Annotated in this window: 12 protein-coding genes; all 12 read right to left on the bottom strand. The window is 52.5% G+C overall.

Features of this window, described 5'->3' with window-relative positions; genetic code table 11:
• Nucleotides 1–9: 9 nt before the first annotated feature.
• Nucleotides 10–1,731, bottom strand: coding sequence for a flagellar filament capping protein FliD (fliD, locus tag B5D23_RS05235; RefSeq protein WP_078684367.1), 1,722 nt, complete (start codon nt 1,729–1,731; stop codon nt 10–12).
• A 154-nt stretch (nt 1,732–1,885) separates the two neighbouring features.
• Nucleotides 1,886–2,782: a flagellin N-terminal helical domain-containing protein gene (locus tag B5D23_RS05230; protein WP_078684366.1), complete on the bottom strand. Its 897-nt coding sequence runs from the start codon at nt 2,780–2,782 to the stop codon at nt 1,886–1,888.
• Nucleotides 2,783–3,139: 357 nt separating this feature from the next.
• The gene (gene tsaB, locus B5D23_RS05225) at nt 3,140–3,946 is read right to left on the bottom strand and encodes a tRNA (adenosine(37)-N6)-threonylcarbamoyltransferase complex dimerization subunit type 1 TsaB (RefSeq protein ID WP_078684365.1); all 807 of its coding nucleotides are present in this window, start codon (nt 3,944–3,946) and stop codon (nt 3,140–3,142) included.
• A 21-nt stretch (nt 3,947–3,967) separates the two neighbouring features.
• Nucleotides 3,968–5,035: an RIP metalloprotease RseP gene (gene rseP, locus B5D23_RS05220; RefSeq protein WP_078684364.1), complete on the bottom strand. Its 1,068-nt coding sequence runs from the start codon at nt 5,033–5,035 to the stop codon at nt 3,968–3,970.
• Nucleotides 5,036–5,109: 74 nt separating this feature from the next.
• The gene (dxr, locus tag B5D23_RS05215; protein ID WP_078684363.1) at nt 5,110–6,303 is read right to left on the bottom strand and encodes a 1-deoxy-D-xylulose-5-phosphate reductoisomerase; all 1,194 of its coding nucleotides are present in this window, start codon (nt 6,301–6,303) and stop codon (nt 5,110–5,112) included.
• A 61-nt stretch (nt 6,304–6,364) separates the two neighbouring features.
• The gene (locus B5D23_RS05210) at nt 6,365–7,204 is read right to left on the bottom strand and encodes a phosphatidate cytidylyltransferase (protein ID WP_078684362.1); all 840 of its coding nucleotides are present in this window, start codon (nt 7,202–7,204) and stop codon (nt 6,365–6,367) included.
• Nucleotides 7,205–7,234: 30 nt separating this feature from the next.
• The gene (gene uppS, locus B5D23_RS05205; RefSeq protein ID WP_078684361.1) at nt 7,235–7,930 is read right to left on the bottom strand and encodes a polyprenyl diphosphate synthase; all 696 of its coding nucleotides are present in this window, start codon (nt 7,928–7,930) and stop codon (nt 7,235–7,237) included.
• Between the two features lie 149 nt (nt 7,931–8,079).
• A complete protein-coding gene (gene frr, locus B5D23_RS05200; RefSeq protein WP_078684360.1) occupies nt 8,080–8,634 on the bottom strand; it encodes a ribosome recycling factor in 555 nt (184 codons plus the stop codon).
• 1 nt (nt 8,635) lies between these two features.
• A complete protein-coding gene (gene pyrH / locus B5D23_RS05195) occupies nt 8,636–9,358 on the bottom strand; it encodes a UMP kinase (RefSeq protein ID WP_078684359.1) in 723 nt (240 codons plus the stop codon).
• 109 nt (nt 9,359–9,467) lie between these two features.
• The gene (tsf, locus tag B5D23_RS05190) at nt 9,468–10,073 is read right to left on the bottom strand and encodes a translation elongation factor Ts (protein ID WP_078684358.1); all 606 of its coding nucleotides are present in this window, start codon (nt 10,071–10,073) and stop codon (nt 9,468–9,470) included.
• Nucleotides 10,074–10,075: 2 nt separating this feature from the next.
• On the bottom strand, nt 10,076–10,855 hold the full coding sequence (gene rpsB / locus B5D23_RS05185; RefSeq protein WP_078684357.1) for a 30S ribosomal protein S2: 780 nt from the start codon (nt 10,853–10,855) through the stop codon (nt 10,076–10,078).
• A gap of 170 nt (nt 10,856–11,025) precedes the next feature.
• A complete protein-coding gene (locus B5D23_RS05180; protein WP_159445921.1) occupies nt 11,026–11,793 on the bottom strand; it encodes a fumarylacetoacetate hydrolase family protein in 768 nt (255 codons plus the stop codon).
• Nucleotides 11,794–12,102 lie beyond the last annotated feature (309 nt).

The following is a 12,102-nucleotide window of genomic DNA, read 5'->3' as shown; positions in this document are numbered from 1 at the left end:
CCTGTGTTTTTAGTCGCCAGCATTAAGCTGCTTGAGCTGATCGTCAAGCGTCTTCTGCATGGAGGTATATTCAGCCAAGGTTTTATCCAGTCGGCTATACTTTTCCCGAAGGTTTTTTTCGTAGGTTTTAAGTCGTGTTTCCTCATCACTGATCTGTTTGGTCAGATTCTCCACCATCTGGGTGTAGTTTGAGGTCAGGACCTTAAACGTTGCCTTCTCGCCGACTGTCATCTCGGTGAGGGCATCGTGAAGCTCGCCAGCTTTACCCTGCTTGAGTGAAAGATTTGCCGTGTACGATCCAGCAGTCAGGTTGTTGACTGTCAAAACCGCACCTTTGGCATCCGTGTCGCTCCCGGCGGTGATTGTCAGCCCATTAACACTGGCTGGCTTGCCGCCAATAAAGGCGTTGGTAATGTTGCCTGCCGCATCAACGTCGTAGCTTACGGCATATTTGCCGGGCTTGGTGATGCCGTCAATTTTTGAAGAAAAAGTCACGTCACCGGAGTCTGTGCTTCCGATACCGTCTGCGGCAAAAAATTCTGCGACGGACTGCGGATCTTCCCGAAGTTTTTTCAGAAAGACTTCTTCGTCAACAGTGAGCATGCCAAAGGTTGGAGACCCCGTTTTGGCGTCTGTCTCGATTCCAAGCTGGGCAAGTGTGGAAATGGCGTCGGTATCACCATTAAATCCGATGCCATGCTGGGATGTAACCTCATTCAGCAGGTTGCTTATAAGTGACATACTGTAGTCACCCTGAAGGAGGCCAGCTTTCTTGGTTTCGGGATCGTATTTTGTCAGTTCCTTAATGGATGACTTCATATCGTTCACCATGTCGAGGAAGTCCGCAACATGATTCAGGATAGCATTAGAGTCATTCTGGATTTCGATTGAGGTCGTGCCTGTGCTACGTAAATTGAGCGTGATGCCAGGGACAGCATCAGTGACTGCATTTGAGTCGCTTTCGATCCAGCTGCCCTTGGGCCAGCCGTCAACGCGCAACTCGGCATTTTGTGCCTGCTGGATTTCTGTGAAGTCACCAGTGCTGAATCCAGCCAGGGTTGTGTTCGCATCATTGATGCTGATGGTGTTGTCTGCCCCCAGATCTTTTCCGCTGAGCTGCATGTAATACTTGGAACCATCATACAAAACCTTGGCCTGAACGCCTGCATTGTCAGGATGCCTGTTGATGATCTGCGCAAGTCCCTCAAGGGTCGTGCCGGGTGCAACGTCAATTTTCATTGTCTTTGCATCCGCGCCAGTACCGTAGGTCAGTTCCAGCGTTTCTGTGCTGCCTCCCGTAGGAACAATCTCGGCAGTTTTGTCTGCAACGCCAGCGCTCTGGGTCATGATATGGTTTTGCGCGAGCTGATTGACCTCAATTTTGTGAATGCCTTCTTCTGCATCCGTAGTCGGAGTCGCCGAGAGGACATTTGTGTCCGTAACGCCGATCTTTTTGGTCAAAAACTCGCCCATGGTGTCCATATAGGAGAGGTTGCTGCGGTAGGTCAGGAATTTTGTGTTGAGATCCTGAACCGTGGTGAGCTTCTTCTCCCAGTCGGTCTTCCATGATTCCAGCTTGGTTTTGTTTAGGCCTTCTGCCTTCATCTGTGCATCGATGATGGCGTCAAAGTCTGTACCGTTGCCAAGTTTGCCAATATGTATCTTGCCGTCATCGTCAGTAACGACGTTGAAGCCAGATGATCCTGAGATGGATGTTGTGCTGTCAGCCATAAGAGCCTCGTCGGAAAAAATTGCCGGGGTGGTGGTTCCTCACAATGAGAGTAGCAAGTCAGGTGCCAAGAGAAAGAAAAACAGGCCGGGTCACGGCATGCGACCCAGCCTGTCTATGAGCTGTTTCAGTGGTTCAGTTTTTTAGTCTGAACGCTTACCCACCGCCAAGGAGCTGGAGAGCCAGCTGTGGCAGGGTGTTCGCCTGTGCCAGCATGGCTACGGCGGACTGGGCCTGAATCTGAACTCGGGTGAACTGGGTCATTTCACTGGCTACGTCCACGTCCGAGATGCGGGATTCCGAAGACTGGAGATTTTCAGACTGAATTTCCAGATTTTCAATGGTACCAGTCAGACGGTTTTGCAGGGCACCAAGTGTTGCTCGGATGTTATCCTTGCTTTCAATGGCCTTGGTGATGGCCTCCAGAGCGCCCTGTGCAGCGTCCTGTGTGGAAATGGTGTATGCATCAGCAGAAGAGCCAGCTGCATGTCCCACTCCAAGAGCACTTGCTGTCGCCGTCTTGATCTGGATGTAGTAGTAGTCTTCGGTTGCGCTGTTTGCCGTTCCAAAGTGGACCAGCATCTTTCCTGTTGCCGTGGCGTCGGAACCGTCGTGTGTATCGCCGGACAGATGCCCGTTGAGCAGTGAGATGCCGTTGAAGTCCGTTGCGTTGGCAATTCGGGTGATCTCGGATGCCATTGCCTGATATTCGGAATCGATAACCAGACGCTGACTGGAATTGTACGTACCCGTAGCTGCCTGTTCGGCAAGTTCTTTCATTCTGATTAATTTTTCGTCAATAACACTCAGCGCACCGTCTGCGGTCTGGATGAGTGAAATGGCGTCGTTCGCATTACGCACACCCTGATTCAGGGATGCGATGTCCGCACGCATAAGCTCACGAACAGCAAGACCTGCGGCGTCGTCAGCAGATGTTCCGACTCGGAGGCCAGAAGACAGTCGCCGGGTTGACGTGCTCAAATCGCTGTACGCAGAACTCAGGTTCCGGGTGGCATTCATTGCCATTAAGTTATTATTGATGACCAGAGACATATCCTTTCCTCCTTGAAAGTCAGTGTCCCCTCCGCGTGTGGCGTCCTTGCCGGGCGGAAAGAAAAAGTGGTTTTTCAACCAGAGTACTCTGGATGCAGTGTGCACCCGCTTGTCTGTCATATCGTCATCAAAAGAACTTTCTTTATCGAAAAATATATTTAAAACAAGTTATGCGATGTTGTGTTTTTATATTGTGTAGAAAAAAGGTCTCTTAGAATGAAAGAAAAAAGAGAAAAAAATATGAAGAAGTCGAAATAGAGTGAAAAAATAAAGATTAAAGATAGAGATGATATTGAATTATAAAAAGAAAAGGTCGCCATGTGTGATGCATAGCGGCCTTTGTGTGTACAAGATGTTTTACTTTATCGGTGAGATACAGCTTGGTGCTGTGACGGAATGCACAGCCCGGTCAAGCCGTTCGGCAGCTTCGTCGGCGTTGATGCCGCGCTTGCCCGCGATGTAGCTCAGATTGTCCTCTGCGTCAGAGGCCCGCAGGTAGAGCGGGTCAATTGGCGCGTCAGAGTATTCAGCATGCAGGGCTGCTTCGGCCAGAACATCAGGATCAGGGTGGTCAAAGCGTGCTGAAAGGATCGTGCCCTGATTGAGTTCCAGCTCGGCAAAAAACTCAGCGTTGCGGCGCAGGCCAGAGCCGAGCAGGAAGACTGGACCCTCAATGCGGGAAAGTTCCTCTCCTGCCGCATCCAGAGAAAGAGGCTGCGGTCCGCCAAGCGGGGTGCCATCCGGTGCTGTAAAGCACTGGAGGTAGACCTGACGCGTGCGGGAATGGGTGAGGACTGCAACGGTGCCCGTGACGAGCGGCTGGGGACCAGCAGCAAGCAGGGGCAGATAGTCGAGTCCCGCCAGAGGAAGCTCGGCAGCTCTGGCAATGCCAAGGGCAGTGCCAAGAATCATGCGAATGCCAGTAAAGCTGCCCGGTCCGCGGACACAGGCAATTCCAGAAAGATCCGCAGTTGTCAGGGACAGGCTGTCGAGCATGCCCTTGAGTGCGGGGGTCAAAAACTGCATGGCCCGGCCGGGAACTGTCCATTCCTGAGCCGTACCAGCAACACCGTCCTGTGCCAGCACGAGCTGGAGACGGTCTTCGGTCCCGTTCAGCACGAGCTGGGGACGATGAAAACGAAAGCTTGTCTTGGGTTTGCCCATAATTCTGTATCGTCAGTGCGCCTAGTTCGTGAACAGGCGCAGGATGTCATTATATGTTGCAAGCACCATGAGACCGAGCAGCAGGAAGAGGCCAATACGCGTTGTAATGACCTGCATCTGTTCGGAAACAGGGCGACGGGATACAATTTCGTAGCTCAAAAAGAGCAGGTGTCCGCCATCAAGTACCGGAATGGGGAACAGGTTCAGCAGGCCAAGGTTGATGCTAATGATGGCTGTCAGGAACAGTACATTGACCAGACCTTCTTTTGCCTGTTGGCTCACCATCTGGGCAATCATGATGGGACCGCCGACAGTGTCGAGCGGCACAACCCGCTGGAACAGTTTGCCAATGCCCTTGAGCGTCAGCATGGTGATGTTCCATGTCTGCTTGCCTCCCTGAACGAGAGATGAGCCAACGCCAAGCGGTATTTTAATGGTTTTTCCAGACGCGCTGATGCCAACCATCGGTGTCGAGATGGTCTCACCAAAAATGTTTTTTCGGTTCATCAGGCGCGGAGTCACATTCGTATTCAGCGTTTCATCACCGCGCTGAATTTCAAAGTCCAGAGCCTTGCCTTCGCTGGCAGCAATGGCATCGGCCATTTCGCGCCAGTAGCGGACAGGCTGCCCATCAACAGCGGTCACAGTGTCGCCGGGCTGAATGCCTGCGACTGCGGCGGAGCTTTCGGGCTGGATGCCACCAATATTGGGGATCAGCTCGACCATGCCATGCGACATGAAGATGCCGGAATAAATGAACCATGCCAGAATGAAGTTAAAGATTGGTCCAGCGGCAACAACTGCCATTCGATGCAGTGGCGGACGCAGGGCAAAACTTTCTTCGCGGGTGAATCCTTCCGGCAGGTCGTCTTCTGTATTTTCGCCCAAAAGCTGCACGTAGCCACCAAGGGGAATCAGTGACAGCTGATAGCGGGTTTGAGATTTTTTGTATGAAAGCAGCTTGGGGCCAAATCCAAGCGAGAATGTTTTTACTCCAATGCCGAGCATACGGGCAGCCAAAAAGTGCCCCAGCTCGTGGAAAAAAATCAGTGCCCCAAGAACAAGAATAATAGCAATCGGTCCTTGCATAGTACTCGCCTCGGCGGATGCGTCAGAAGACGCATGGCCGGTTTGGGTGAAGGCCAGAGAAGTGCGACCGGGGGCTAGTTGCCGATCCAGCTGCGCACCGTGGCCCGCGTTGTGGAATCCAGAGCCAGAATGGCATCCAGACTCGTCACGTCGGTGTCGGTGTGAGCCTCAAGAGCACGCTCGACCAGAGCGGGAATATCAAGAAAAGCTATGCGGCCGCCAAGAAAGGCGTCAACAGCGATTTCGTTGGCCGCGTTGAGTACCACAGGAAAGCTCTGACCAGCGCGCAGTGCATCGAAAGCATAGCGCAAGCAAGGAAATATATCCATTGCTGGGGCTTCAAAACTGATCTGCCCAAGGGCAACAAGATCCAGTGGTTCAAGAGAGAGGGGGAGTCTGTCGGGCCAGCCCAGGGCATACGCAATCGGGAGCATCATGTCTGTGGGACCCATGTGGGCGAGCATGCTGCGGTCAACGTATTCCACAATGGAGTGGATGACACTCTGGGGGTGCACGACAACATCAATGTTTTCGAGCGGAAGGCCAAAGAGATGGAAGGCTTCAATAACTTCCAGTCCCTTGTTCATGAGGGTGGCAGAATCAATACTGATTTTGGCCCCCATAGACCAGTTGGGATGGGCAAGCGCCTGCTCGCGGGTGACCTGCCTGAGGTCTTCAAGGCTTTTGCCTCGGAAAGGACCACCAGACGCCGTGATCACGAGTCGGCGAATATCTTTGGAGTCATGACCCCACATGCCCTGAAAAAGTGCGTTGTGTTCAGAGTCAACGGGCAGAATCACTGCGCCTGTTTCGTGGCAGACCTGCCGGAACAGGTGCCCAGCGAGGACCAGAGCTTCCTTGTTGGCGAGAGCAATGATTTTGCCAGCCTTGGCTGCGGCAAATGCCGGAGGAAGGCCAGCGGCACCGACCTGTGCGGCAAGCACAATGTCTGCCTCGGGCATCCGCGCGAGGTCAACATAGGCCTGTGGGCCAACAAGAATTGCCGGAGTGTAGCCTGCCGGGAGCAGGGCTTTGAGTTCTGCGGCAACCTCGTCAGTCAGAACAGCCAGAAACGGAGGTCGCAATGCTGCGGCCTGTTCTGCGAGTCGGCGTGCATTGCGGGCACCAGCCAGCGCCAGAACCTCGAAGCGATTGGGATGCTCGGCCAGTACCTTGATGGTGCTACAGCCAATAGACCCCGTGCTTCCGAGAATAACGAGTTTTCGTGCCTCCTGCTGGTGCGGAGTAAGCGGAGAAATATAGGTCATGAATCCAGCCTTTGGAGCAAAGTTCGTCTATGGCGCGACGGAAAAAACGCTCGCGTCTGCGTTATTTAAAAAAATGGAAAATGGCGTCCAGACCTGCATAGGTCGCAATGGCCAAAAGCAGGCTGTCGATGCGGTCAAGTACACCACCGTGCCCGGGAAGCAGGGTGCCGGAGTCCTTGACGCGCAGGCGGCGTTTGACTGCGGATTCGATGAAGTCGCCAAACTGGGAGGAAATATTGAGGCCAAAGCCAAGGCAGGCCCACATCCACCACGGACGACCCGCGCCAGCACCAGCCAGCATGTATTCATCAATGCAGCCAGCCAGCAGACAGACCAGAATGGAAGCACACATGCCACCAATGCTGCCAGCCCATGTTTTCTTTGGGCTGATGACGGGCCAGATTTTGGGACCGCCAAATGCTGCGCCAGAGTAGAATGCGCCTGTATCTGCAGCCATAACAGCGGCCAGAACGACGACAATTTCAACACGTTCAAAGTTGAAAAGGAACTGGAGCATAACCGGAACATAGAGCAGCCCGGTGACAAGCACTGAGGCCATACCAAAAGAATTTTCTTCGGTCTGGGCTTCTGGTGCCTTGGAAAAGCGCAGGAGGAACCACAGGCTGGATACCCAGAATCCAGCAATAAGAGCTGCCAGAATCAGGCCGTGCATGTTGGTTTTGCCACCCCAGAGAATGAGGAGACCAAGGCCAGCGCCAGCAATCTTGAGCCAGCTGTGGCGGCCGTCTTTCCAGAACATGCTGTAAAATTCCCACAGCCCGATAACGCTGATTGCCGCGAGCAGGGCTATTTCGAGCCAGCCTCTGAACGCGATGGAGCAAATCAGGACAGGGAGAAGAACGGCGGCTGTAACAATACGTTTCTTATGTGAACTGTTCATGATTCTAGCGCTGTCGTAATGACGTCTTTGTTAGGAGTTCTTGCCGGACTCAGCCTCTGCGAGCTGCGCGTCTGTTTTACCAAAACGGCGGCCACGGGAGGCATAGTCTTCCAGCGCCTTGTGCAGTTCGGCACTGTCAAAGTCCGGCCAGTATGTTTCTGTAAAATAAAATTCAGAATATGCGGATTCCCAGAGCAGGAAATTGGAGAGTCGTAACTCGCCACTGGTTCTGATGACGAGATCAGGATCAGGCTGCCCAGCAGAGTACAGCTCTGCTGCAAGAGCTTGTTCTGTTATGGCTTCTGGGGCAAGCTTTTTTTTGCACAAAGCTTTGCAGGCTCGCATAATATCGTCTCGTCCGGAATAGTTGAGGGCGAGATTGAGTGTCATTTTGCTTCCGCCAGAAGAGAGAGATACGGCCGTTTTGATGGCCTGACGGGTCGTAAAAGGAAGTTCGGAGAGATCTCCAAAGATATTGAGTCGGATGCCTTGCTTGATGAGTGCATCCATTTCGCGTCGCATAAAGCGAACAAGAAGATCAAAAAGGAAAGATATTTCTTCTTTGGGGCGTGCCCAGTTTTCGCGAGAAAAAGTATAGAGCGTCACATGCTGAACACCCAGCTTCAGGCATTCAGTTACAAACTCTTTGGCCGCTTCTGTTCCAGCTTTGTGACCATCGCTACGGGACAGTCCGCGAGACGTGGCCCAGCGGCCGTTTCCATCCATGATGACGGCAATGTGGCGGGGAAGTCGTTCAGGTGTCAGGGGAGTTCTCCGTGTTTTCGATACAATGCATATAGAACTGGAAGACCTGCCGCCCCCACAAAAGCGCGGAGACGGCAGGTTCCAGACAAAAAAACGGCAGAGAAGACCTGCTAGATCTCCATGATCTCGGCTTCTTTTGCCTTGAACTGCTTGTCAGACTGTTCAACCATCTGGTTGGTGATCTTCTGCACCTCATCCTGACCACGGCGCTGATCGTCCTCAGAGATGTCTTTGTCTTTTTCCATCTTCTTGAGGGTGTCATTGCTGTCGCGGCGGACGTTGCGGATAGCGACCTTGCAGTCTTCAGTGTACTTTTTTGCGACCTTGACCAGCTCTTTGCGGCGGTCTTCGGTCAGCGGCGGAATGGCAATGCGCATCAGCTTGCCATCGTTGACCGGGTTCAGACCGAGGTCAGACGTAATGATGGCTTTTTCGATGGGGCCAAATGCACCACGGTCCCAAGGCTGAATAGTGATGGAGCGGCTGTCGGGAATGGCGACAGATGCGATCTGTTTCAGCGGGGTAGGGGTTCCGTAGTAGTCGACCAGAATGTCATCCACCAGAGAGGTGGATGCGCGGCCAGTGCGCAGTTTGGAAAATTCTTTATCGAGAGCCGAGAGGGCTTTCTTCATCCGTGTTTTCGCATCATCCATGACAGACTGCATGCTATTCTCCTCCTTCGACGACGGTTCCGATGTTTTCACCGCAGACGACTTTTTTAATATTTCCGGATTCAAAAAGATTGAATACGGCGATTGGCAGGTTGTTGTCCATAGCCAAAGAGATGGCCGTGGAGTCCATAACCCGAAGTCGTTTGTTCAGTACATCAATGTAGGTCAGGCGGTCAAAGCGCTTTGCATCGGAATGGATCATGGGATCCTTGTCGTAGACACCATCGACCTTGGTAGCCTTGAGGATGGCTTCGGTATGAAGCTCGGCGGCACGCAGGGCAGCTGCGGTGTCAGTGGTAAAGTAGGGGTTGCCAGTACCAGCGGCACAAATGACAACGCGGCCTTTTTCCAGGTGACGGATGGCTCTGCGGCGGATGTACGGCTCGCAGACTTCCTGCATGGAAATTGCGCCCAGTACCCGGGTTTGGATGCCTTCTTTTTCGAGGCCGTCCTGAACAGCAAGGGCATTCATCACGGTTGCGAGCATACCCATGTAGTCACCCTGGGCACGATCCATACCTTTTGCGCTTGCAGCCATTCCACGGAAGATGTTGCCGCCGCCGATGACGAGGGCAACCTGCACGCCCAGCTGGGCGACTTCCGCAATCTCGCGGCAGAACGCGCTGACGGTTTCGGGATCTATACCGAAATTTTTCTTTCCCGCCAATGCCTCACCACTGAGTTTCAGCAGCACTCTTTTGTAGCGCAAGTTGCTCATAAGTTACACCTTCTGAGTTGAATGAGTCTGACATCTCAAGGACTTGTCCCGGATGTCTCAAGTTAAAAAAAGGGCAAAAAAAACGGGCCTTGCGGCCCGTTTGAGAAAGCTAGGCTTTGGGAGCTTCGCCCACTGCGATGCGGGTAAAGCGACCAATCTTGATATTTTCACCAAGAACGGCAACCAGCTCGTTCAGGAGATCCTGAATGCAAAGCTTGTCGTCTTTGACGAAGGGCTGCTCAAGCAGGCATACTTCTTTATAGTACTTCTTGATGCGGCCTACGACAATCTTCTCAGCGATATTCTGAGGCTTGCCTTCTTCCATTGCCTGGTGCAGGTAAATTTCTTTTTCCTTTTCCAGGACATCCTGAGGAAGTTCCTCGGGAGAAACACAAAGAGGGTTCATTGCGGCGATCTGCATAGCAACGTTCTTTGCGAATTCCTGGAACTTGTCGGACTTGGCAACAAAGTCAGTTTCGCAAAGGATCTCGACCATAACAGCGAGCTTGCCGTTGGAGTGCAGGTAGGAGCCGATGAAACCTTCGGAGGTAGCACGGCCAGCTTTTTTCTGAGCCTTAGCAAGACCCTTCTCACGCAGGAAAGCGACTGCTTTCTCAACGTCTGCATTGCATTCGGTCAGGGCCTTTTTGCAGTCCATCATGCCTGCGCCAGTCTTGTCGCGCAGTTCTTTAACCTGAGCAGCAGTAATAGCCATGCTTAGTTCTCCTTTGCAGCTTCGGCGTCAGCCTCAGCGGTCTCTTCTTTCTTGGAAGCCTCAGCTGCTTCAGCAGCTTTAGCCATAGCAACCTCTTCCTGACGGGCAGTGCCTTCGAGGCATGCGTCAGCAATGGAGGAAGCGAACAGCTTGATGGCGCGGATAGCGTCATCGTTGCCGGGGATGACGAAGTCAACGAGGTCAGGGTTGCAGTTGGAGTCACAGATTGCAACGATCGGAATACCGAGCTTGCGGCACTCACGGATTGCGATCTCTTCGCGCTTGGGGTCAACCACGAATGCGACTGCGGGCAGCTTGTCCATGTCTTTGATGCCGCCAAGAGCGTCATTGAGCTTGGCAACTTCGCGGGTCATCAGCACGATTTCCTTTTTGGGGAACTTGTTGATGGAACCGTCTTCAAACATGGTCTCCAGCTTCTTCAGGCGATCAATGCTGTGCTTGATGGTCTGGAAGTTGGTGAGGGTACCACCGAGCCAGCGGCTGGTCATGAAGTGCTGGTCAGCACGACCTGCTTCCTGCTTGATAGCTTCCTGAGCCTGGCGCTTGGTGCCGATGAACAGAACCTTGCCACCGTTGGCAACTTTTTCTGCAATGAAATCATGAGCAGTGCGGAACAGACCAACAGTCTGCTGAAGGTCCATGATATGGATGCCGTTACGGGCACCAAAGATGAACGGGCGCATTTTGGGGTTCCAGCGACGAGTCTGGTGACCAAAGTGGACACCGGTTTCCAGCATCTGCTTCATAGAAATGTAAGCCATTTGGATTCCTCCTGGGTTTATTCCTCCATCCCATATAAATCTCGCCCCATACCAGTACGATACACTCGTGTGGCACCCAGGGACGACTCGGGATGTGTGGGATTGAAATCGCGGCGTTGTACGCAAAATACGCTAAGATGGCAAGAAGAAAATTCTTCAGGAAGCCCCTCTTACTGTAGATCTGGCGCTACCGCGGTTACTGTTGCGTGAGCAAGAGCTTTATCACAACGCACTGAATTCTCCAACGTGCCAATTTCAGGAATATGCAGCGTTATGATGTCATTTTCGAGGACGCGCTGTTTCCATTTTGGGTCCCCAAGCACGATGAGGTCACCGGGATTGATTGTCATAATTGAGGAAATCATGCTGAGCGCTTCATACGGGGAATAGGCAAGCTGTGAAAAACTGCATGATACGGCGTTTTCCTCGTTTTTTTGGAGCGCTGCCACAAGCTCCTCTGGCGCCTCAATATCGGTTTCGATGTGTGGCCCAATGGGCGCAAAGCCGTCAAAGGCATGGGCTGCAAGTGTTTCATTTTCGGTAAGGCCCTGAATTTGTGCCGAAAAAGACATCGAACAGGAAAATCCAAAGATGTATGGGGGCATGTCAGCCGGGCTGATGCAGTGACATTGTCTGCCAAAAAAAACGGCAAGCATGGGTTCAACAAAACTGACTGTTGCGCAGTCGGGAATATGCACGGTTTCGTGTCCAGAATTGATGGCGCTTGGTGGAAGAAGAGAAATGTGCGGGGAGGTGGCGGATGGAGCTGGTGGGCCGAAATGAATAAGTTTTGACGGAACTGCAAGGGGAAGCTGGGTCACCTGATCTTCCGGAATGGCCTCTTTGAGTCCTAACCTGCGGTCGAGGCAGACAAAAGCTCCATCACGATGCTGGGCATAAAAACTTCTTCCCGAAAACATGACTCTGGAAATTTTCATGGTGCAGTACTCCTCAAAAAAGACGAATACTGAATTGTAGCAGTCGGGCAGTTTCCCGTCCATGAAGCTCGCAAGAAAAGCCGTATGCTCTCTAGCATCGTCAGCGAAAAAGCCTGCTCTTCTTATGTGTCGTGAAAATCTGAAAAGCTGCTTGACACATCTCCCGGCAAGTCTCTACAGTAAACGCCATGAAGATACAGAATCACAACACCGCTTACGCATATTATTATTACTACGCCACAGGCAAGGCCTGCGGTGCATGGTGTGTTGTGTTCTAATCGAACGTATTGACCCTTGTACCCATAGAGG

Source organism: Desulfobaculum bizertense DSM 18034, from assembly GCF_900167065.1.
In the GTDB taxonomy this organism is placed as follows: Bacteria; Desulfobacterota; Desulfovibrionia; order Desulfovibrionales; family Desulfovibrionaceae; genus Desulfobaculum; species Desulfobaculum bizertense.
Note: the sequence above shows the minus strand (reverse complement) of the source record. Positions and strands in the feature narration are given on the sequence as shown.

Excerpts from the sequence above, each read along its gene's own strand:
- fliD (WP_078684367.1), bottom strand. The coding sequence starts at position 1,731 with ATGGCTGACAGCACAACATCCATCTCAGGATCATCTGGCTTCAACGTC.
- B5D23_RS05230 (WP_078684366.1), bottom strand. The coding sequence starts at position 2,782 with ATGTCTCTGGTCATCAATAATAACTTAATGGCAATGAATGCCACCCGG.
- tsaB (WP_078684365.1), bottom strand. The coding sequence starts at position 3,946 with ATGGGCAAACCCAAGACAAGCTTTCGTTTTCATCGTCCCCAGCTCGTG.
- rseP (WP_078684364.1), bottom strand. The coding sequence starts at position 5,035 with ATGCAAGGACCGATTGCTATTATTCTTGTTCTTGGGGCACTGATTTTT.
- dxr (WP_078684363.1), bottom strand. The coding sequence starts at position 6,303 with ATGACCTATATTTCTCCGCTTACTCCGCACCAGCAGGAGGCACGAAAA.
- B5D23_RS05210 (WP_078684362.1), bottom strand. The coding sequence starts at position 7,204 with ATGAACAGTTCACATAAGAAACGTATTGTTACAGCCGCCGTTCTTCTC.
- uppS (WP_078684361.1), bottom strand. The coding sequence starts at position 7,930 with ATGGATGGAAACGGCCGCTGGGCCACGTCTCGCGGACTGTCCCGTAGC.
- frr (WP_078684360.1), bottom strand. The coding sequence starts at position 8,634 with ATGCAGTCTGTCATGGATGATGCGAAAACACGGATGAAGAAAGCCCTC.
- pyrH (WP_078684359.1), bottom strand. The coding sequence starts at position 9,358 with ATGAGCAACTTGCGCTACAAAAGAGTGCTGCTGAAACTCAGTGGTGAG.
- tsf (WP_078684358.1), bottom strand. The coding sequence starts at position 10,073 with ATGGCTATTACTGCTGCTCAGGTTAAAGAACTGCGCGACAAGACTGGC.
- rpsB (WP_078684357.1), bottom strand. The coding sequence starts at position 10,855 with ATGGCTTACATTTCTATGAAGCAGATGCTGGAAACCGGTGTCCACTTT.
- B5D23_RS05180 (WP_159445921.1), bottom strand. The coding sequence starts at position 11,793 with ATGAAAATTTCCAGAGTCATGTTTTCGGGAAGAAGTTTTTATGCCCAG.